This is a genomic window from Marinovum sedimenti (assembly GCF_054052205.1).
Map to the genome: position 1 here is coordinate 2856706 of NZ_CM133223.1, position 19181 is coordinate 2875886.

At 63.4% G+C, this 19181-nt stretch carries 16 protein-coding genes; 7 read left to right on the forward strand and 9 right to left on the reverse strand.

From position 1 onward, the window contains the following. From ACW9UO_RS13680 to ACW9UO_RS13700, 5 genes are all read left to right on the forward strand, one after another. Window positions 1-768 (forward strand): ChaN family lipoprotein, encoded by a 768-nt coding sequence (locus tag ACW9UO_RS13680; protein WP_457086345.1) that lies wholly within the window; start codon window positions 1-3, stop codon window positions 766-768. 76 nt (window positions 769-844) lie between these two features. After that, a complete protein-coding gene (coaBC, locus tag ACW9UO_RS13685) occupies window positions 845-2038 on the forward strand; it encodes a bifunctional phosphopantothenoylcysteine decarboxylase/phosphopantothenate--cysteine ligase CoaBC (protein WP_457086346.1) in 1194 nt (397 codons plus the stop codon). A 58-nt stretch (window positions 2039-2096) separates the two neighbouring features. Continuing rightward, a complete protein-coding gene (gene dut, locus ACW9UO_RS13690) occupies window positions 2097-2534 on the forward strand; it encodes a dUTP diphosphatase (protein WP_457088659.1) in 438 nt (145 codons plus the stop codon). Next, window positions 2534-3586 carry a HesA/MoeB/ThiF family protein gene (locus tag ACW9UO_RS13695; RefSeq protein ID WP_457086347.1) on the forward strand — a complete coding sequence of 351 codons (1053 nt, stop codon included), beginning with the start codon at window positions 2534-2536 and terminating at the stop codon, window positions 3584-3586. Before dut ends, ACW9UO_RS13695 begins: the two co-directional genes overlap by 1 nt. A 1-nt stretch (window position 3587) precedes the next feature. Beyond that, the gene (locus ACW9UO_RS13700) at window positions 3588-5600 is read left to right on the forward strand and encodes a M3 family metallopeptidase (protein ID WP_457086348.1); all 2013 of its coding nucleotides are present in this window, start codon (window positions 3588-3590) and stop codon (window positions 5598-5600) included. Between the two features lie 40 nt (window positions 5601-5640). On the opposite strand, the gene ACW9UO_RS13705 is transcribed toward ACW9UO_RS13700, so the two are convergent. The 5 genes from ACW9UO_RS13705 to msrB form a co-directional block, all read right to left on the reverse strand. Further along, complete coding sequence (locus tag ACW9UO_RS13705) at window positions 5641-6597, reverse strand: TraB/GumN family protein (protein ID WP_457086349.1); 957 nt, start codon at window positions 6595-6597, stop codon at window positions 5641-5643. Between the two features lie 48 nt (window positions 6598-6645). Continuing rightward, window positions 6646-7089 (reverse strand): hypothetical protein, encoded by a 444-nt coding sequence (locus tag ACW9UO_RS13710; protein WP_457086350.1) that lies wholly within the window; start codon window positions 7087-7089, stop codon window positions 6646-6648. Window positions 7090-7137: 48 nt separating this feature from the next. Continuing rightward, complete coding sequence (locus tag ACW9UO_RS13715; protein WP_457086351.1) at window positions 7138-8616, reverse strand: protein adenylyltransferase SelO; 1479 nt, start codon at window positions 8614-8616, stop codon at window positions 7138-7140. Between the two features lie 115 nt (window positions 8617-8731). After that, window positions 8732-9238 carry a peptide-methionine (S)-S-oxide reductase MsrA gene (gene msrA / locus ACW9UO_RS13720; protein ID WP_457086352.1) on the reverse strand — a complete coding sequence of 169 codons (507 nt, stop codon included), beginning with the start codon at window positions 9236-9238 and terminating at the stop codon, window positions 8732-8734. After that, entirely contained in the window at window positions 9235-9684 is a 450-nt protein-coding gene (msrB, locus tag ACW9UO_RS13725) for a peptide-methionine (R)-S-oxide reductase MsrB (RefSeq protein ID WP_457086353.1), read from the reverse strand. The genes msrA and msrB overlap by 4 nt, the downstream gene beginning before the upstream one ends. Window positions 9685-9941: 257 nt before the next feature. Between msrB and ACW9UO_RS13730 the strand changes: the two genes are divergently transcribed. Beyond that, window positions 9942-11141 carry an ROK family protein gene (locus ACW9UO_RS13730; RefSeq protein ID WP_457086354.1) on the forward strand — a complete coding sequence of 400 codons (1200 nt, stop codon included), beginning with the start codon at window positions 9942-9944 and terminating at the stop codon, window positions 11139-11141. Between the two features lie 16 nt (window positions 11142-11157). Here ACW9UO_RS13730 and ACW9UO_RS13735 read toward each other — a convergent pair whose 3' ends face one another. From ACW9UO_RS13735 to ACW9UO_RS13750, 4 genes are read right to left on the reverse strand one after another with little or no spacing between them, the layout of a single operon-like run. Next, entirely contained in the window at window positions 11158-12765 is a 1608-nt protein-coding gene (locus tag ACW9UO_RS13735; protein ID WP_457086355.1) for a GMC family oxidoreductase, read from the reverse strand. Next, window positions 12762-13202 carry a hypothetical protein gene (locus ACW9UO_RS13740; protein WP_457086356.1) on the reverse strand — a complete coding sequence of 147 codons (441 nt, stop codon included), beginning with the start codon at window positions 13200-13202 and terminating at the stop codon, window positions 12762-12764. Before ACW9UO_RS13740 ends, ACW9UO_RS13735 begins: the two co-directional genes overlap by 4 nt. Continuing rightward, window positions 13203-14192: a phytochelatin synthase family protein gene (locus ACW9UO_RS13745; protein WP_457086357.1), complete on the reverse strand. Its 990-nt coding sequence runs from the start codon at window positions 14190-14192 to the stop codon at window positions 13203-13205. It lies immediately after the preceding gene. Continuing rightward, complete coding sequence (locus tag ACW9UO_RS13750; protein WP_457086358.1) at window positions 14189-15694, reverse strand: multicopper oxidase family protein; 1506 nt, start codon at window positions 15692-15694, stop codon at window positions 14189-14191. Before ACW9UO_RS13750 ends, ACW9UO_RS13745 begins: the two co-directional genes overlap by 4 nt. A gap of 180 nt (window positions 15695-15874) precedes the next feature. Here ACW9UO_RS13750 and ACW9UO_RS13755 point away from each other — a divergent pair, with 180 nt between their 5' ends. Next, a complete protein-coding gene (locus ACW9UO_RS13755; protein ID WP_457086359.1) occupies window positions 15875-19168 on the forward strand; it encodes an adenylate/guanylate cyclase domain-containing protein in 3294 nt (1097 codons plus the stop codon). Window positions 19169-19181 lie beyond the last annotated feature (13 nt).

Genomic DNA, 19181 nt, shown 5'->3' on the forward strand with positions numbered 1-19181 from the left:
ATGTTTCTGGTTTTACTGTTAACGATTATTGCCCCGGTCGCCTCTGCGTCCGGGGTTTTTGACGTGGTGGTGCTGGGCGAGGTGCATGACAATCCGGGCCATCATCAGGAACAGGCGCGGCGGGTTGAGACGCTTGAACCAAAGGCGCTGGTGTTCGAGATGTTAACCCCGGAGCAGGCTGCAAAGGCGGTTCCCGAGATCCGCGAAGATGCGGCGGCGCTGGGCGCGGCCTTGGGCTGGGCTGACAGCGGTTGGCCGGATTTTGCGCTGTACCACCCGATCTTCGCCGCCGCGCCCCAGGCGCAGATTTTCGGTGCAGCGATCCCGCGTGCCACCGCGCGCGCGGCGATGCAGTCCGGCGCAGGGGCTGTTTTTGGCGCGGAGGCGGCGCGGTTCGGGTTAAACGATGCCTTGCCGCCCGACACCCAAACCGCGCGTGAAGCTTTGCAAATGGCCGCCCATTGCGATGCCTTGCCCGAAGCGATGCTGCCGCAAATGGTCGAGATCCAGCGGCTGCGTGACGCCGCTTTGGCGCGGGCGGTGCTCGCCGCGATGGCGCAAACCGGCGGCCCGGTGGCGGTGATCACCGGCAATGGCCATGCCCGCAAGGATTGGGGCGTGCCGCAGGTGCTAGCAAAGGTCGCCCCCGATTTGCGGGTGTTTGTGCTCGGGCAGGGCGAGGAGGGCACCCCGCCCGAAGGCGGCTTTGACGAGGTGGTTTTTGCCCCGGTCCCCCTGCGTGACGATCCCTGCGCCGTCTTCCGATGATACCGGCTCTTCCGCCCTTGCGGGCCTCGTCGCATTGGCCGTAGGGTCGGGCGCAATTCTCTGAAAGGGGCCGGGCATGTTGGCGGGCAAGCGGATACTTCTGATCATCGGTGGCGGAATCGCGGCCTATAAGTGCCTCGATCTGATCCGCAGGTTGCGGGATCGCGGTGCCACAGTGACCCCGGTGATGACCCGCGCCGCCGAGGAATTCGTGACCCCCCTCAGTGTTTCGGCATTGGCGGGCGAGGCGGTGCACCGCGATCTGTTCGACCTCACCAAAGAGGCCGAGATGGGCCATATCCAGCTAAGCCGCGTGGCCGATCTGGTGCTTGTGGCCCCGGCAACGGCGGACCTGATGGCGAAAATGGCGGCGGGGCTGGCCAGCGATCTGGCAACGACGCTTTTGATGGCGACGGATACCCCGGTGATGATTGCCCCGGCGATGAACGTGCGGATGTGGCAACACGCGGCGACGCAGCGCAACCTCGCCACTCTGCGCGGCGATGGCGTGACGGTGATCGGCCCCGACGCTGGCGACATGGCTTGCGGTGAATTTGGTCCGGGGCGGCTTTCAGAAGTGCCCGACATTCTCGCCGCGCTTGAGGCGCATTTCACCGCTGGGCCGCTGTCTGGCAAGCGGGTGCTGGTGACCTCTGGCCCGACGCATGAGCCGATCGACCCGGTGCGCTATATCGCCAACCGGTCGTCGGGCGCGCAGGGCACCGCCATCGCGCGGGCGCTTTTGGCGCTGGGGGCCGAGGTGGTTTTTGTCAGCGGACCGGCGGATGTGCCGCCGCCCGAAGGCGTCGAGCTGCACGCGGTCGAAAGCGCGGAGGAGATGCTGGCGGCGGTCGAGGCCGCCTTGCCCGCCGATGCCGCGATCTTTGCCGCCGCCGTTGCCGATTGGCGGGTGGCCGAACGCAGCAACTCGAAGATCAAGAAACAGGCCGGGGCCTTGCCGGTGCTGAGCTTCACCGAAAACCCCGATATCCTCGCCCGTGTGGCGCAGATGACGGACGGACGGCCCGGTTTGGTGGTGGGCTTTGCCGCCGAAACCGACGATGTGGTGGTCAATGCCACGGCTAAGCGGGCGCGCAAAGGCTGCGACTGGATCGTGGCCAACGATGTGCGCCCCGAGACCGGGATTATGGGCGGAACGGAAAACGCCGTGGTGCTGATTACCGACACCGGGGCCGAAGAGTGGCCACGGATGAGCAAGGGTGCTGTGGCCGACAAATTGGCGCAGCGGCTGGCTGATGCGCTGAGCTGATCCGGTAAAATATGTGTATTATCAACAAGAAGGGTGGCGCGTGGTTTCGCTGAACATCATGTGGGAGACCGGGGCAGACCGGGATTTGGGCTTGCCGCGCTATGAAACGGCGGGGGCGGCGGGGGCAGACCTGCGGGCCGACCTCCCGGATCGCGGATCGGTCGAGCTTGCGCCCGGCGCGCGGACCTTGGTGCCGACCGGGCTGCGGTTGGCGGTGCCGGCGGGCTATGAAGTGCAGCTTCGACCACGTTCGGGGCTGGCGTTGAAACATGGCATCACCCTGCCCAACAGCCCCGGCACAATCGACAGCGATTATCGCGGCCCGCTGGGGGTGATCGTGATGAACGCGGGGCAGGAGCCATTTACGATTTCGCACGGCATGCGGATTGCGCAGATGGTCATCGCCCCGGTGGTGCAGGCCGAATTCGCGTTGGTTGAGGCGCTGGACGACACCACGCGCGGTGCCGGTGGCTTTGGCTCAACGGGGCGCGACTGATGCTTTTGGTGCTGGCCATCGCGGCGGCGATCTGGGGCTTGGGTTATGCGCTCGGCCTGCCGCGCAGCGCGCGTTGGCCGCTGATCGGGCTGTTGTTCGTGGCGGTTTTGGGCATCCAGTTCCTGTTTCCCGACGGCCACCCGTTGCGTGCCGCCACCGGCGGCGACCCGGCGCTTTGGCTGCTTTTGGCCGGTTTCGGCATTCTGGTGATGGCCTACCGGCAGGTCTTGGTGCATCTGCGCGCCCGCGTTAAGGCGAAGGCCGCCCCGGCACCCACTTCCGCCAGCGAAAAAATGAGCGAAGCCGAGCTCGAACGCTACGCCCGCCATATTGTTCTGCGTGAACTGGGCGGGCCGGGGCAACAGCGGCTGCGGCGTGCCCGCGTGCTGGTGATCGGCGCGGGCGGACTTGGCGCTCCGGCGCTGCAATATCTCGCGGCGGCGGGGGTCGGGCATATCGGCGTGATCGACGATGACACGGTGGAAAACGCCAATCTGCAACGCCAGGTGATCCACCGCGACCGCGACATCGGCACGCCCAAAGTGTTCAGCGCCGAGGCCGCGATGCTGGCGCAAAACCCCTTTGTCACCGTCAAACCCTATCACCGGCGTTTGACCGATGAGATCGCGACAGAGCTGTTTGCCGACTATGATCTGGTGCTCGACGGCACCGACAATTTCGAGAGCCGCTACCTTGCCAATCGGGTGGCGGCGGCGGCGGGGATTCCGCTGATTTCGGGCGCGCTCAGCCAGTGGGAGGGGCAGCTTTCGATCTTTGATCCCGCGCGCGGAACGCCCTGTTATCAATGTATTTTCCCCGAGGCTCCCGCCGCGGGCCTTGCCCCCTCCTGTGCCGAGGCCGGGGTGCTTGGCCCGCTGCCCGGCGTGGTCGGGGCGATGATGGCGGTCGAGGCGATCAAGGTGCTGGCCGACGCTGGCGCGCCGCTTCGCGGTGAGATGTTAATTTACGATGCGCTGTGGTCCGAGACCCGCAAAATCGCGCTAAAGCCCCGCCCGGATTGCCCGGTGTGCGGCGCAAACAAGGAACAATAACATGACGAACCCGCTGCTTACGGATTGGACCGGGCCGTTTGCCCTGCCGCCCTTTGCCGAGATCACCGACGCCGATTTCGCCCCCGCGCTTGACGCCGCTTTGGCCGAGGATCTCGCCGAGGTGGAGGCCGTCGCCACGCAAACCGACGCCCCGACATTTGCCAATACCATCGAGGGTCTGATGCGCTGCGGCGCCACGCTCGACCGGGTGGCGGGGGTATTCTACAACCTCGCTGGCAGCGACAGCACGCCCAAGCGCGAGGAGCTGATGCGAGAGTTTTCCCCCAAGATGGCGGCACATTCGGCGGCGATTTACGGCAACCTCGCGCTGTTTGACCGCATCCGCAGCATCTGGGAGGCGCGCGATACGCTGGACCTGACGGCGGAACAGGCGCGCGTGCTGATGCTAATGCATCGCAATTTTGTTCGCGCCGGCGCGGCGTTGACCGGCGATGAGGCCGCGCGGATGAAGGCGATCAAACAGCGGCTGGCGACCCTTGGCACCAGCTTCACCCAGAACCTTTTGGCGGATGAGCGCGACTGGTTCATGCCGCTGGCCGAGGCCGATCTGGACGGGCTGCCGGGCTTCGCCGTCGCTGCCGCCAAGGCCGCCGGACAGGAGCGGGGGCAGGAGGGGCCGGTGGTGACGCTGTCGCGCTCGATCATCGTGCCGTTCCTGCAATTCTCGCCGCGCCGCGATCTGCGCGAAACCGCGTATAACGCCTGGGTCGCGCGTGGGGCCAATGGCGGCGAAACTGACAATCGCGGCATCGCGGCGGAAACCCTCGCGCTGCGCGAAGAGCGCGCCAAGCTGTTGGGGTATAAGGATTTCGCCAGCTACAAGCTTGAGACCGAAATGGCGGGCACACCCGAAAAGGTGCGCGATTTGCTGATGGCGGTCTGGGCACCGGCCAAGGCGCAGGCCGAGACAGATGCACAGAAGCTTGAGGATATGATGCACGCCGATGGCGTCAACGCGGCGCTCGAGCCGTGGGATTGGCGCTATTATTCCGAGAAGCGGCGCAAGGCCGAGCATGACCTCGATGAGGCGCTGCTGAAGCCGTATCTGCAGCTTGATCGCATGATCGAGGCGGCGTTTGACTGTGCAAACCGGCTGTTTGGATTGGAATTCCGGGCCTTGGACGTGCCGCTGTATCATGCCGATGCCCGCGCCTGGGAAGTCACGCGCGACGGTGCGCATGTGGCTGTGTTCATGGGTGATTATTTCGCGCGCGGCTCGAAACGCTCGGGCGCGTGGTGTTCGGCGATGCGGTCGCAGAGCAAGTTCCCCGAGGTGCAGCGCCCGATTGTCGTGAACGTCTGCAACTTTGCCAAGGGCGATCCGGCGCTGCTGTCTTATGATGACGCCCGCACGCTGTTTCACGAATTTGGCCACGCGCTGCACCAGATGCTGTCGGATGTGACTTATGAAATGGTGTCTGGCACCTCGGTTGCGCGCGATTTTGTGGAACTGCCAAGCCAGCTTTACGAGCATTGGCTCGAGGTTCCCGAGGTGCTGCGCAGCTTTGCCACGCATGTCGAAACCGGGGCGGCGATGCCGCAGGACATGCTCGACAAGGTGCTTAAGGCCGCGAACTATGACCAAGGGTTCCAGACGGTGGAATATGTCGCCTCGGCGCTGGTCGATCTGGCGTTTCACGAAGGCGGGGCGGCCAGCGATCCGATGGTGAAGCAGGCCGAGGTGCTGGCCGATCTGGGGATGCCGCATGCCATCGGGATGCGCCACGCCACGCCGCATTTCGCGCATGTCTTTGCCGGGGACGGATATTCCAGCGGCTACTACAGCTATATGTGGTCGGAAGTGATGGACGCCGATGCCTTTGCCGCGTTTGAAGAGGCGGGCGGGGCGTTTGATGCCGAGATGGCGAAAAAGCTCGAACGCCACATCCTGTCGGCGGGCGGATCAGAGGAGGCCGAGGCGCTGTATCTTGCGTTTCGCGGTCAGATGCCCGGCGTTGAGGCGCTGCTCAAGGGGCGGGGTCTGGCGGCCTGACATTGCGAAAAGCGGGGCCGCGTTTGGCCCCGCAATCCGATCAGAACGGCAGCCGTTCGAGGGTATAGCCACGCTGTTCTAGCTGGCTTAGCAAGCCGCTTTCGCCCATCAGATGCGCGGCCCCGACGGCCACGGCGATGTGACTTTCCGGGGCAGCTTCGATCACCTCGATCCACGCCAGATTGCGGTCGGTCAACAACCCTTTTTCCATCTTGTCCTGCATCGCGGCCACCTCGGCTTCAGGCAAGTCGATGTGCGCGAGGCTGACCATACGCGACAGTTGCCAGCTGTCGGAATGCGACTCTTCGAAATAGCTGTTGAGGGTCGAGGCCATCAGATCGCCGCCCATATCCTCGGGCGACACGCTGATTTGCAGCATCTGCAATTGCTCATCCAGCGGCTCGGCGTTGAAGACGCGAAACACGGTGTCATAAGGTTCAAGCGAGCGGCGCGCGACCCCGGCTTCGGTTGCGAGCGCTTCGAGCCGCGCGTCCAGCCCCTTGCCCTCGGTCATCACGTCCATCGCGCAAGCCGGCATCGCAAGCACAAGCGAGAGATACCAGGGCTGCATCTTGGCCGCCATAAACGCGGGAATGCCGCGCTCTTTCGCGGCGTCCGCCAGCGCTTGCCAGTCGTCCTCGGCGAGCAGCTCAGGCAGGGTTGTGTCCTGCAACAACAACAGCGAACTGTCGGTGGCAAGGTTACGTTCAAGCGCCTTGCGGTCTTCGGCAATGGCCTCAAGAAACAGCAAATCGGCGGTGTCGATCACCGGAGAGAAGCGGGTCACAACCGGGTCAAGCCGCGGGTCGGAAATGTGGATCGTGCCGATCAGATCAATCACCCGGTCGTCGCGGGTGGCCCGCCAGCGATTGCCGGTGGAAAACGGCGTTTCGGCTTCGGCTTTGGCCAAATCGGCCTTTTGCGCGGCACTCAGACCGTCGCGCAGATCGGTGCCAGAACAGGCCGCCCAAAGGGACTGGGGCAGCAGGATCAGCATGCAAAACAGGAACAATCGCAAACCGGGAACTCCAAACAGGGGCGGGCTTTAGTGGACCGCTGAAATCTTGTGATCGGTGTCGTTAAAGGAAAAGCTGTCGCCCGCGCCCAGGCCCTTCATCGCGCGAAAAATCGGTGCGGCGGGCGAGATGCCCATGGTCTTTTGGCCTTCAAATTCAAACTCTTGGGTGGAGACGCAGACCACCAGCACCCGACCGTCCATCTCAACCGCCGCCCCGGCCTCGACCTCGGTTTTGGGGCCAAAGTCGATCTCGTCCAGCCGCTTGATCCGCGCCTCATCGTCGTGCATCGCCTCGTCCCAGGCTGCCGCCAATTCGCCGGTAGACTCGGCCTGCGAAAGCTGGTCGCGGTCGATGGTTTCATCGCCTGAAACCCGCGCCTCGGCGGCAAGGGTTTCGTACTTCTGGCGCGCGGCGTCATAGTCGGCCTTGGCCAGTTCCTGAAGGCGGGATTTAAGCTCGGTTTTGTTCATGTCACGTCCTGTCATAGCCGAATGCGGAAAGGGGGGAGGCGCAGGCGGTCAGGTGCCGCAGAAGGTCTTGTACGGGCCGAAATCCGCCGGGGCCGGGGTGGCATAGGCCTCCAGTCCGGGGCGGGGGGCAAAGGGGGCGCGCAGGGCCTCAAGCAGCTGTACCACGGGGGCCATGTCGCCCTCGGATTCGGCGGCGACAAGCGCGGCCTCGACCATGTGATTGCGCGGCACATAGACCGGATTGACCCGGTTCATTGCATCGCGACGCTCGGCCGGATCGCGACCGTCGCGCGCCAGCCTGCCACGCCATTGCGGCAGCCAGTCGTGGATCGCTGTGGCGTCGTCAAATAGCGCCAGAAGCGCGGTCTCGTCGCCCTCGGCAGCATCAGGCAGGTGGCGGAAGAACAGTGTGAAATCAACGCCCTGTCCGGCCATCGCCGCATGCATCGCGTTGATGAACTCGGAATCATTGTCTTCCTTGCCCAGCCCGATCTTCGCGCGCGCCCCCGACAGCCACGCCTCGGCATAGAGTTGCGGGAAACGCTCGATCTCTGCGGTGGCGATGCGGATTGCTTCGTCCTGATCCTCGGCCAGCAGCGGCAGCAGGGTTTCGGCCAGCCGCGCAAGGTTCCACTGCGCGATGACAGGCTGGTTGCCATAGGCATAGCGCCCGCCGTGGTCGATCGAGGAGAACACCGCCTTGGGATCGTAGGTGTCGATAAAGGCGCAGGGGCCGTAATCGATGGTTTCCCCCGAGATCGTCATATTGTCGGTGTTCATCACTCCGTGGACAAAGCCGACGTGCACCCAGCGCGCAATCAGCTCGGCCTGCCGCTGCATCACGGCGCGCAGGAAGGCGAGGTATGGGGCGTCACGCCCCGCCAGATCGGGGTCGTGGCGGGCGATGGCATAATCAGCCAGCTGTTTGACGCGTGCATGGTCGCCTCGGGCGGCGAAATACTGAAAGGTGCCAACGCGCAGGTGGCTGGCGGCAACACGGGCCAGCACCGCACCGGGTTTGGGGCCTTCGCGATAGACGGTCTCGCCGGTGGTCACCGCCGACAGCGCGCGCGTGGTGGGGATGCCAAGCGCGTGCATCGCCTCGCCCAGAATGAATTCGCGCAGCACCGGGCCCAGCACCGCCTTGCCATCGCCACCGCGTGAAAACGGCGTGCGGCCCGAGCCTTTGAGATGCAGGTCGACCCGGTCGCCGTGGATGTCGATCATCTCGCCCAGAAGGATCGCGCGGCCATCGCCAAGCTGCGGGGAAAAGCCGCCGAACTGGTGGCCAGCATAGGCCTGCGCCAGCGTCGTGGCCCCCTCGGGGGCGGTGGTCCCGGCAAGGATCGCGGCGCCTTCGTCGCTGTCGAGCGCGTCGGGATCAAGGCGCAGGTCCTCGGCCAGTTCGGCGTTCAAGAGCACGATGCGCGGGTCGGGCACCTTGTCGCCGTCCCACGGCACGTAAAAGCCGTCAAGCTCGCGGGCATAGCTGTTGTCAAAGGTGAAGTGCGGCGATTGATGTGTCATGGTTTACAAGGTGTGTCGTTTGGCGGGGATTTCCAAGGGCAAGTTTCGGATCACCGCAAAAGGAACCAGCCCGCACCGGGGGGGGCGCGAAAGAAAACCCTCGCGCCCGGCGTTATCACTCTGCCGCATTCCGGCGGGGCAGCACCCAATGTTTGCGCGGGAAATGGCAGGTATAGCCGCCCGGTATCCGCTCAAGATAATCCTGATGCTCAGGCTCCGCCTCCCAGAAATCGCCCACCGGTTCGACCTCGGTCACCACTTTGCCGGGCCAGATGCCCGAAGCATCGACATCGGCAATGGTATCAAGCGCCACGGCCTTCTGCTCCTCATCCACGTAGTAAATTGCCGAGCGATACGACAGGCCACGGTCGTTGCCCTGTTGGTTGACCGTGCTCGGATCGTGGATTTGGAAGAAGAACTCCAGCAGTTCGCGATAGCTGATCTGCTCGGGATCATAGACGATCTCGATGCCCTCGGCGTGGCTGCCGTGATTGCGATAGGTGGCGTTGGGCACGTCGCCGCCGGTATAGCCGACACGGGTGTCGATCACGCCCGGCATCTTGCGAATCAAATCCTGCATGCCCCAGAAACACCCGCCGGCCAGAACTGCGCGCGCGCTCATTGCGTCACCTCTTCAACCTGATCAAGGTACGCGCCATAGCCCTCGGCCTCCATGTCCTCACGCGCGATAAAGCGCAACGAGGCGGAGTTGATGCAATAGCGCAGCCCGCCGCGATCCCGCGGACCATCGGGGAAGACGTGGCCGAGGTGGCTGTCGCCGTGGGTCGAGCGGACCTCGGTGCGAATCATCCCCATCGTGGCATCGCGCACTTCGTTGACATGGGCAGGCTCGATTGGCTTGGTAAAGCTCGGCCAGCCGCAGCCGGATTCGAACTTGTCAGACGAGGCAAACAGCGGCTCACCCGAGACGATATCGACATAGATCCCCGGCGCGGTGGTGTCGTTGTATTTGCCGGTAAAGGGCCGCTCTGTGCCGCTTTCCTGAGTGACCCGGTATTCCTCGGGGCTAAGTGCGGCAACAGCGTCGGCGGATTTGGTATAGGTCACGTTGGAACCCTCCTGTTCGTGGCGTTGAGCCGAATGTGGGGTGACGGGGCCGATTTGTCCAATGTCTGTCAATCCCGTCACGCGAGCGTGAGCAGTTTGCCAGCCCCAGACCAAGAGGCACCCAGCGCAGCGTTACGCAACCCTTACTTGCGTAAGTCAAATGGGCAACAGTGGGGCGCGCTCCGTCGCACAATCTATAAATCATGTTGATTTACTTATTCAAGAATGCCACTATTCGCCAAGAAGGAGCCTTGCCCATGGAGCGACATGACGTCCGGACGTTCAACGCCGGTGTTAATCAAAGCGGCGTTCGTGACTATAACGAACGGCTCTTGCTGACGATGATTCAAAAGCTTGGCCCCTTGCCAGGCAGCGATATCGCGCGTCAGGCCAGTCTCTCGGCCCAGACCGTATCGGTCATCCTGCGCTCGCTTGAGGCGGATGGTCTGTTGGTCAAAGGCGAGCCGCAACGCGGCCGAGTCGGCAAGCCGCGCATCCCGATGAAGCTCAACCCAGAGGGTAGCTTTTCCATCGGGCTTAAGGTGGGGCGGCGGTCTGCGGATTTGGCGCTGATGGATCTTATCGGCAACGTGCGGATGCAACGTCAGCTGTTTTACCGCTATCCCGACCCGTTGAAATTGGTGGATTTTCTCCACAACGGTCTGGACGAGATGACCGACAGCCTGCCCGAACATCTGCGCGAGCGGCTGTGCGGCATTGGCATCGCGGCCCCGTCCGAACTGTGGAAACGCAACCGGTTCATCAACGTCGAAGACCGCGCATTGGACGCTTGGCACGATGTCAGCATCGCCGAGCAGGTGTCGAAATTTACCGAATTGCCGGTGTCTTTTGTCAATGACGCCACATCGGCCTGTTATGCCGAGAATACCTTTGGCCGGGGCGTGGGCTATCGCGATTTCGCGTATTTCTTTATCGGCGCCTTTGCGGGCGGCGGCGTGGCGATGAACGGGGCCGTGTTTGAGGGCCACCGGGGCAATGCCGGCGCGCTTGGATCGGTAATAATCCGCGACGAAAAAGGCCGGTTTGTGCAGCTGATGGACAAGGCCTCTATCGCGCAGTTGGAATCCGCAATCAGCCTTGCGGGCGGCAATCCGACCGAGCTTTGGGCCCATGGCGCGGATTGGTCGATCTTCGAGGCGCAGCTTGGTCCCTGGATCGAAATGGCCTCAGAAGAGCTTGCGATGGCGGCGATCACCTGCTGTGCGATCATCGATTTTGAAGCGGTGGTGATTGACGGCGCCTTCCCGGCGGCGGTGCGCGCGCGGCTTGTCAAACGCACGGTCGAAAAGGCGCGGGCGATTGAAACCATCGGCCTGTTGCGCCCCGAAATCATCGAAGGCAGCGTCGGGGCCAATGCCCGTGTTCTGGGCGCCGCCTATCGGCCAATTGCGACGCAATACTTCCTTGGGAACAACGGCTTGAACGCCTACCTCTAAGCTGAGCCACGGCGGTTTATCGCAAGATATGCTCCGCCGTGCGCATCGCCAGACCCGCAATCGTCAGGGTCGGCGCGTTGACCGGCATGGTCACATGCGCCGACGACCCCATGACATACAGATTGCGGTGCTGGTGCGATTGTTGCTCGGCATTCACCACCGATGCATCCGGGTCATCGCCCATCCGCGCCGTGCCGCCGATGATGGCGTTGGACAGGTAAACCTCGTCTGATTTGATCTCGGTGGCATGCAGCAGTTCCAGCACCTTTTTGTTGATTTCCAATGAGATATCCATGCCCGCACGGGTATAATCGTCGATGCTATAGGCAATCCGCGATTTCGGCAGCCCGGCGCTGTCGCGCTCCTCCGACAGCGTCAGACGGTTGTTGGCGTCCGGCAGAATCTCACCACTGGAATTGAGCCGCAGATGGCGCGACACCACCCGGTTGATCTCAGCCGCCAAAGGCTGTCCCATCATCCCCTTCGCAATCAGCGCTTTCGCCACATTGGTCGCGTCGGAATTGCCGCTGTGCCCGGAGTTCATGAAACTGGTGCCAATTGCCGCGTGCGACGATCGGAAATCGCCGTCGCGCAGTTCGATCAACCCGCTGGTTTGTTGCGGGCCACGGTACGGAAATACCGGATCGCGGGTCACACCTTGGGTGTCTTGATTGGCCTGCGTGATCAGGTAACGCCCGACAGCATCCGAGCCATTGGCCACGCCATTCGGCGCGTTTTCCTGCGCCGACATCAGCAAAAGCCGAGGGTTTTCAATCGCATGGCAACAAAGCGCATAGACATTGGCCGTCACCCGCGTCTCGGTCCCGTCGGGGCGGCGCACGTCGACACCGCTCACCAGCTTATTCGCGCCGATGTGGATCATTGTCACCACCGCTTCGGTGATGATCTGCGCGCCCGCCGCTTCGGCCTTGTCGGCAATCACCGAGCCGTCAAGCTTGGCCCCCACCGGACAAATCGGCACGCAGGTGTTGTTGCCACAGCAGGGCGGGCGGCCATCGAATTGCACCGAATTGCGCGCGTGGGAAAAGATGCCGGAGTGCAGCCCCATCTGCCTAAGCGCGATATCCACCTGCCCATCCATAAACGACGCCGGGATTGGCGGCATCGGATAGGGCTCTTTGCGCGGCGCGCCCCAAGTGTGGTCCATACTGCCCGCCACGCCCCAGATCTTCTCGGCGCGCACGTAATACGGCTCTAGGTCTTCGTAAGTCACCGGCCAATCCAAAGCGACGCCATAGTCGGTCTTCATTCGGAAATCGGCGGGGCGCAGGCGGTCGGCAAAGCCGGTCCAATGCCAAGTCGAGCCGCCGTATATCCGCAGGTACGCCCCGACAAACTCCATCGGCCCGGCCTGATCGTAGAACGTGCCATAGCCGCCATCTTCGGGATGCGGCGCCCAGGCATTCGACGGATAGGGGGCCTGTGGGCCTTTCACCGGGTTGTTGGTAAAGACCGACATCCAGTCGTGGCGCGGCTTTTTCGGCCCGGCCTCAAGCACCGTGACCTGCCGCCCGGCCTGCGCCAACTCCAGCGCCAGATGCGACCCGGCCATGCCGGCGCCAACCACCAGCACATCAACGTTTTCGGGCACTGGGTTGCTCATCGTTGCGGCTCCACCCAATGGCCAAACGGCCCGCCACACAGCCCCGGCGCAGTGGCAAACGTCAGCGATTGCCAGGCCAGACAGTAATCGTAATAGCGCACCTCGCCATCAACCTCGCCAGTGTACAGAAACGCCGCGATCCAGCGCATTTGGTCGCCGGCCAGCGTGCTTGCCGCCGCGCTCATCGCCTCAAGATCAGGCCGCCGCCGCGCCAAGGCCACCAGCGAAAACATCGCCTCAACCCCGAAGGCGCGGGCGAATTCGGTTTCGCAAGCCTCGGTCAGCAGGGTGGGGATATAGGTGGTGCCGCCAATCGCGCGGATGATGTCACGAAACACCGCCAGATCATCCTCAACCCCCAAACGCGCCGAAGCCCCCGCCGGGGCCAGCGCCATCGCCGCCCCAAGAATGCGGATCACATCGCGGCGGGCAAACATCTAAAACGTCCTCACAATGGCGAGCCCGCGCGAGCGGTTGGACGAACTGTCTTTATCCAGCATCGCCTCATACAGCAGCGACATCGGGATCCACGACGGCGGGTATTTGTACCCCGCCACATCCAGCACCAACACGGAATCGCTGGCCTCGTGATAGGCCGCGATGGGCGAGACATGGCCTTCGCCGTTCTGCCCGACAATGCCGCGATTGTAGTTCAGGATCACCCGCGCGCCGGGGTCCGACAGCCCCTCAAGGATGGCATTGCGCATCAACTCAAGGCTGTTGTCCTCGGCAAAGATCGTATCCACCTGCACATCAAGATGCGTCAGATACAGCCCGATCTGCTCAAGCGTAAGCCCGTCTGTCACCACCTTTTCAAAGGTTTTGACCTGCTGGTTGGCGGCGTTAAAGATATTGTCTTGGGTGAAATACGGATAGGGATAGCGCGCGGTGTCAATTGGCCGCTGCAACGCGTCGCCAAAGGAGTTCAGCACCGCCGCCATCGTGGCAATCGAACAGAAGGTGAGGAATTTCTCGCTCTCGACGTATGGCGCGACCATGAAATAATCGAGGTTGAACTGGCTCTCAACCAGCCGCGCCGCGCCTTCGCGGGTATTAAGGTATACCAGCCGGTCCTCGGCCCCCTCGGCGGCGGCCTTGATCAGATGCGCAATCGGCGCGGTCTGCACCACCGAGACATCGGAGCCAAAGAACCCGGCCAACTGGTTGATCTGCGCCTCGCTCAATTGCCGCGCCACCGCCTGCATCACATCCGCCGTGCCGCCGCTGCGGTCTCCGGTTTTGTAGGCGTGCAGGGCGTTCACCAGATAGGTCTGCGATTGGCCATGAATGATCGGCACATGGTTAATATGCGCCACCCCGTCGACCGAATGACAGCTAAGACAGGTCTGGGCGTCGACCGATGGTTCGGCCAACGCGGGACCGGCAAACAGGGTGAGGGCCAGAAGGGCAGGGCGCAAAAGGGTCATGGCAAAATCCTTACGTTCATCATCATGCCCGCGTCTTCATGCGGCAGGATGTGGCAATGGGTGACAAAATCGCCGTCAAAATCTTCGAACCGAGACCGGATGGTCAGCGTCCCGGCGGCGGGCACAACAAAGGTGTCATACCACGGGCGCGCGGGCTCAGGCGTGCCGTTGATCGCCACCACCTGAAACGGGTTGATGTGGATGTGCATCGGATGCGGATAGGCGGTGGTGTTGACGAAGGTCCATTCCTCTGCAGTGTCGAGCTTGGGGTCTAGGTGCCAAGTGTCGGGGTCATAGGACTTGCCGTCGATGGTAAATGCCAGATCAAACACCGCGCGCGGATTTTTCGTCTCGCCCAGCACCACGGTCCGGCGGCGGACGATTTCCGCGTCGGTGATGTCGGGCGGGGCGGATGCGCCGGCGGGCATGAGATCGGACGTCCCGCTGCCGACCTCCACATGCACCTGCCCAATCGTGCGCGCGTCAAGATCGACCAACCCGTGCCGATAGGGTTGGCGCAACATGTCATGCAGCCCCGGCGCGAGGCCTTCGACAACCACATCGATTCGGTTTCCAGGTGAGAGCAGCACGTCTTCCACCGCCTCCGGCGTGGTCAAAGGGGTGCCATCCCGGCCCACAAGCAGCGCTTTCAGCCCCATTGCCTTGAAATTAAGCGGACAAAACTGAAAATCATTCGCCAGCAGGATGCGCCAGAATTGCCGTTCGCCGTGGCGCAGCCGAATGGTCGGGCGGTACTGGCCGTTGAGGGTAAAGATGCGCGGTGCTTGCAGCGACATGAACTGTTCGGGGTCGTCAAATGCCGCTTCATCGCTGCCAATCACGGTCTGGATCACAATCTGCCGTTCGGGCAAACCTTCGGGCAGATAGCCCTCCGGCTCGACGATGATCAGCCCGGCCATGCCGGTGCCGATTTGGGCGGCAACCGAGCCGTGCCAATGCGGATGATACCAAAAGCTGCCGGTCGGATGGGTGTCGGGGATCTGCACGCGATAGTTGAACGTGCCGCCGGGTTCGACGGTTAGAAACACATTGTCGCTGTCGCCCTTGGGGCTGACGTGCATACCGTGGAAATGCAGGTTGGTGGTGTTGAGGTCATGCGGCGCGACATGCACCGCCTCTGTGTGGCCAGTGCTTTGCGCGCCGGAATGTGCAACCGCAGCGAGATCGTCCGGGTTGGGCGGCAGGCCGTTCTCGAGCCTGATTTCCATCAGGTCGCCGGGCCGCACCCGCAGCGTTGGGCCGGGCAGACCATCGTTGTAGCGGCGCAGTTTGCGCGGCTGATCATTCACCAAACCCTGCCCCAAAGTGGGCCGAAGCGTGACCTGCAAAACGCCATTTTTGCTCTGAATTTCCGGCGGATTGACCAGATCGCCGGGGCCACCAAGGCCAAACCCCGTCAGCGCATCCGCCACCGCACGCCCCGACCAGGCCAAAGCCGCCGCGCCGCCAAGCGCGGCCCCCACAGCCCCCAGTGCCAACATCTGTCTGCGATTGTGCATCTGTCCGTACTCCGCTGCGGTGCAGCTTGCCACGAAAGCACCGAGAAAACGAGTTTCCTGTATATCGTAATCAATTTTTAAGATGTATAGGTGTGACGCATGTCACTTTAAAAGTTTTTGCGTTGTTCAGCAATTGTGAAAGTTAATCGGCGGGGGTCCCGATTGCAGGTTGAAGACTGGCTCCAAAGCCACGGACTCGCGAAATACGCGGCTCGCTTTGCCGAGCATGACATCGGTCTCGATATCCTCGGGTCGCTGACCGATGAGGATTTGCGCGAGATCGGCTTGCCCTTGGGCGCGCGCAAACGGGTGTTGCAGGCGATTGCCGGGATGAACGCGGCCGATCCTGTTGCGCCGAATGCGCCGCGCGCGGTGGCTGCAGGTGGCCCGGCGCAGTACGCAGGCGAGCGGCGACATATCACTGTGCTGTTCTGCGATCTGGTTGATTTCACCGGGCTGGCCACGGCAATGGACCCCGAAGACCTTGAGGCGCTGATTGCCCGGTTCGTGGAAACCTGCCGCAGCGTGGTCGACCGTTGGGGCGGGCATGTCGGCAATTACCTTGGCGACGGCGTTCTGGTGTATTTCGGCTGGCCACGCGCCTTTGAGGACGCGCCGCAGCGCGCCGCCCATGCCTCGCTCGCTTTGGTCAAGGCGGTCCAACGGATCAAGGCCCCCACCGGACGCCCGCTTGAGGTGCGCGTGGGCATGGCCTCGGGGCTGGTGCTGGCGGGGCGTACATTGGAATCCGGGTCTGGGCAGCTTGAAACCGTATTTGGCAAAACGCCCAATCTGGCGGCGCGGCTTGAGCAGCTGGCGAGCCCCGGACAGGTCATGATCTGCTCCGCCACGTCGGCCCTGCTGCCCGCCCCCCGGTTTGCGCAGGTCAATCTTGGGGTGCATGCGGTCAAAGGGTTTGCCAGCCCGGTCGGCGTTTGGCGGCTTGAGAATGCCTCGCTGCAAACGCCGGGCCATGGCCGGATCGCACGTCTGGGCGAAGCCCCGATTGAGGGCCGCGCCCGCCCGCTGGCGCGGCTCGAGGGCTGGTGGCACGAGGCGGGCTCTGGGCAAGGCATGCGGCTGGTGTCGCTGGTCGGCGAGGCGGGCATTGGCAAAAGCCACACGACCGCCCACTTCCTGCGCATTTGCCGTGCGGCGGGGGGGCAGGATTTCGAACTGCAATGCTGGCCGTTCAATGACAATGCCACGCTCTATCCCTTTGTCGCCTGGTTCTGCGAACGGGCCGGGGTGCGCCCGGATGCCCCGCGCGGCGTGCGGCGCGCGGCCTTTGCCGCGATGGCGGCGGCGAATGGGGTGCCGCGAGAGGTCTATTTCGACAGTCTCGGCGATCTGTTGGATCTTGAACCCGCCCCTGTCGGGCAAAACGCCGACCTGCGTCGCGCCACATGGTTTGGCGCCATCGCCAAGGATCTGCGGGCGCTTTGTGCGCGGGCACCGACACTGCTTGTCATGGAAGACATGCATTGGACCGACCCCCTTACCGAGCAATTGCTGGGCACCTTGATAGAGACCTGTCGCGATCTGCCGTTGATGATCCTGGCAACCTCGCGGCCCCATTTTACGCCCGCATGGAGCGCCGGGGCCGGGGCGCGCAAGCTTGAGTTGACCCGCCTTGCACGCACCGCCGCCGAACGGATGGTCAAGCATCTGGCCGCTGATCTGCCGCTGACGCCAACGGTGCGCGAAAAGATTGTCGAGGCCTCGGACGGGGTGCCGCTGTTTGTGGCGGAACTGACGCGCGACGTGATCAAGCGCGCGGCCGAGGGCAGCGAAGATGCCGCCACGATCGAGATCCCGGCAACCCTGCAAGGCGTGCTCTCGGCGCGGCTTGAATCGGCGGGCGAGGCGCGCTCTGTGGCGCAGGCCGCCAGCTGCATCGGGCGGGTGTTCGACCGCGATCTGGTGGCGCGGGTGACGGGCCTTGACCCTGCGGATCTGACGGCGCGGATCGAAGCGCTAGAGCGCCTCGCGCTGATCGAACCGCTTGATGACAGTGAGGCGCGCTATATCTTTCGCCACGCGCTGATCCAGGAATCGGCGTATCAGTCGCAACCTCGGTCACGCAGGCGGGCGATCCACGGCGATATTGCCGATGAAATCGCCCTGCGCCCCGGCAATGACGCCCGCCACCTTGCCCATCACATGACGGCCGCAGAACGGTTCGACACGGCGATCACGCAATGGAAAGTGGCAGGCGACCGCGCCATGCAGCGTTCGGCGCTGGGCGAGGCGGTCGATCTCTACCGCCGGGGTCTTTCGCTTGTGGCCAAACTGCCGGTCGGCACGGCGCGCGACGCGCGGCATCTGTCGATGCTGTTGGCCTTGGGGCCGGTGCTCTCGGCGCATGATGGCTATGGGTCTGAGTCTGTGGGCAGCCTTTATGCCGAGGCCGCGCCCCTTGCCGATGCTTTGGGCCACGTGTCCGACAGGTTTGCGGTGCGGCGCGGCCTGTGGATGTACCGCCAGATGTCGGCGCAATACGTGGCGGCCGAAGATGTGGCGCAAGACATGATGACGCTCGCCAGCGAGAGCGACAACGAGACCGACAAAGCGGTCGAGGCCAACCGCGCCTTGGGGGCCACGGCGTTTATGCGGGGCAAACTGCGGCTGGCTCGGCACCACCTTGAAGCGGCGATTGCCGGATATGCCCGCGGGGCCGGGGCCGACAACACCGAGCGCTACGGCGATGATCCCGGCCTTGGCTGCATGGCCTATCTCAGTTCGGCGCATTGGTATCTGGGCGATGTCGACGCGTCCCGGCAATGCTGTGCCGAGATGCTGGCCCTCGCGCGCAAACTGGAACATCCGTTTTCAATGGCGCGCTCGCTGACCTTTTCGGCCTTCACCTATCACCTGATGCAGGATTTCGACCGCCTCATTCCCACCGCGCAAGAGGCCGCTGCGCACGCCGACCGCTATGAATTCCCCTTTCATGCCGGTGTCGGGCGCATTCTGGGCGGCTGGGGCCTGTGTCGGATGGGCGATCACGATCAGGGGCGCGCGTACATCGACGCCGGGTTTTCCAGTTATGGCGCGTCGGGGAGCCAGATGCTTTTGCCGCTCTACCTGTCGCTGCGGGCCGGGTTGGCGGATGAATGCGCCGCACCCGAAGAGGCGTGGTACTATTCCGAACAGGCGATGACGGCACTGGCCAAATCGCAAGAGGATCTGGTCAAACCCGAAGTCCTGCGGGTGCACGGCGAACTGATGGTCAAACGCGGCCAGCACAGCGAAGGCTTTGCCCATCTCGACCGCGCCATTGCCCTCGCGCAAGAGCAGGGTTCGGTGTTTTGCCATCTGCGCGCGCTCAGCGCGGCTTGCCGCCTTGGGGCCGAATACACCGATGCGCTGGCCAAGGCCGTGGCGCAGTTTCCCCAAAGTACAACCTCCCCCGATCTTGACGCCGCGTGTGAAATTCTCAAGAAAGTTGGCTGAGAATTTAAAGGCC

What these genes read in the sequence shown, in the direction of transcription:
- ACW9UO_RS13740 (WP_457086356.1), bottom strand. Translation starts at nt 13,202, where the DNA reads ATGTTTGCCCGCCGCGATGTGATCCGCATTCTTGGGGCGGCGATGGCG.
- ACW9UO_RS13700 (WP_457086348.1), top strand. Translation starts at nt 3,588, where the DNA reads ATGACGAACCCGCTGCTTACGGATTGGACCGGGCCGTTTGCCCTGCCG.
- ACW9UO_RS13705 (WP_457086349.1), bottom strand. Translation starts at nt 6,597, where the DNA reads ATGCTGATCCTGCTGCCCCAGTCCCTTTGGGCGGCCTGTTCTGGCACC.
- ACW9UO_RS13745 (WP_457086357.1), bottom strand. Translation starts at nt 14,192, where the DNA reads ATGACCCTTTTGCGCCCTGCCCTTCTGGCCCTCACCCTGTTTGCCGGT.
- ACW9UO_RS13710 (WP_457086350.1), bottom strand. Translation starts at nt 7,089, where the DNA reads ATGAACAAAACCGAGCTTAAATCCCGCCTTCAGGAACTGGCCAAGGCC.
- ACW9UO_RS13735 (WP_457086355.1), bottom strand. Translation starts at nt 12,765, where the DNA reads ATGAGCAACCCAGTGCCCGAAAACGTTGATGTGCTGGTGGTTGGCGCC.
- msrA (WP_457086352.1), bottom strand. Translation starts at nt 9,238, where the DNA reads ATGAGCGCGCGCGCAGTTCTGGCCGGCGGGTGTTTCTGGGGCATGCAG.
- ACW9UO_RS13680 (WP_457086345.1), top strand. Translation starts at nt 1, where the DNA reads ATGTTTCTGGTTTTACTGTTAACGATTATTGCCCCGGTCGCCTCTGCG.
- ACW9UO_RS13715 (WP_457086351.1), bottom strand. Translation starts at nt 8,616, where the DNA reads ATGACACATCAATCGCCGCACTTCACCTTTGACAACAGCTATGCCCGC.
- coaBC (WP_457086346.1), top strand. Translation starts at nt 845, where the DNA reads ATGTTGGCGGGCAAGCGGATACTTCTGATCATCGGTGGCGGAATCGCG.
- dut (WP_457088659.1), top strand. Translation starts at nt 2,097, where the DNA reads ATGTGGGAGACCGGGGCAGACCGGGATTTGGGCTTGCCGCGCTATGAA.
- ACW9UO_RS13750 (WP_457086358.1), bottom strand. Translation starts at nt 15,694, where the DNA reads ATGTTGGCACTGGGGGCTGTGGGGGCCGCGCTTGGCGGCGCGGCGGCT.
- ACW9UO_RS13695 (WP_457086347.1), top strand. Translation starts at nt 2,534, where the DNA reads ATGCTTTTGGTGCTGGCCATCGCGGCGGCGATCTGGGGCTTGGGTTAT.
- ACW9UO_RS13730 (WP_457086354.1), top strand. Translation starts at nt 9,942, where the DNA reads ATGGAGCGACATGACGTCCGGACGTTCAACGCCGGTGTTAATCAAAGC.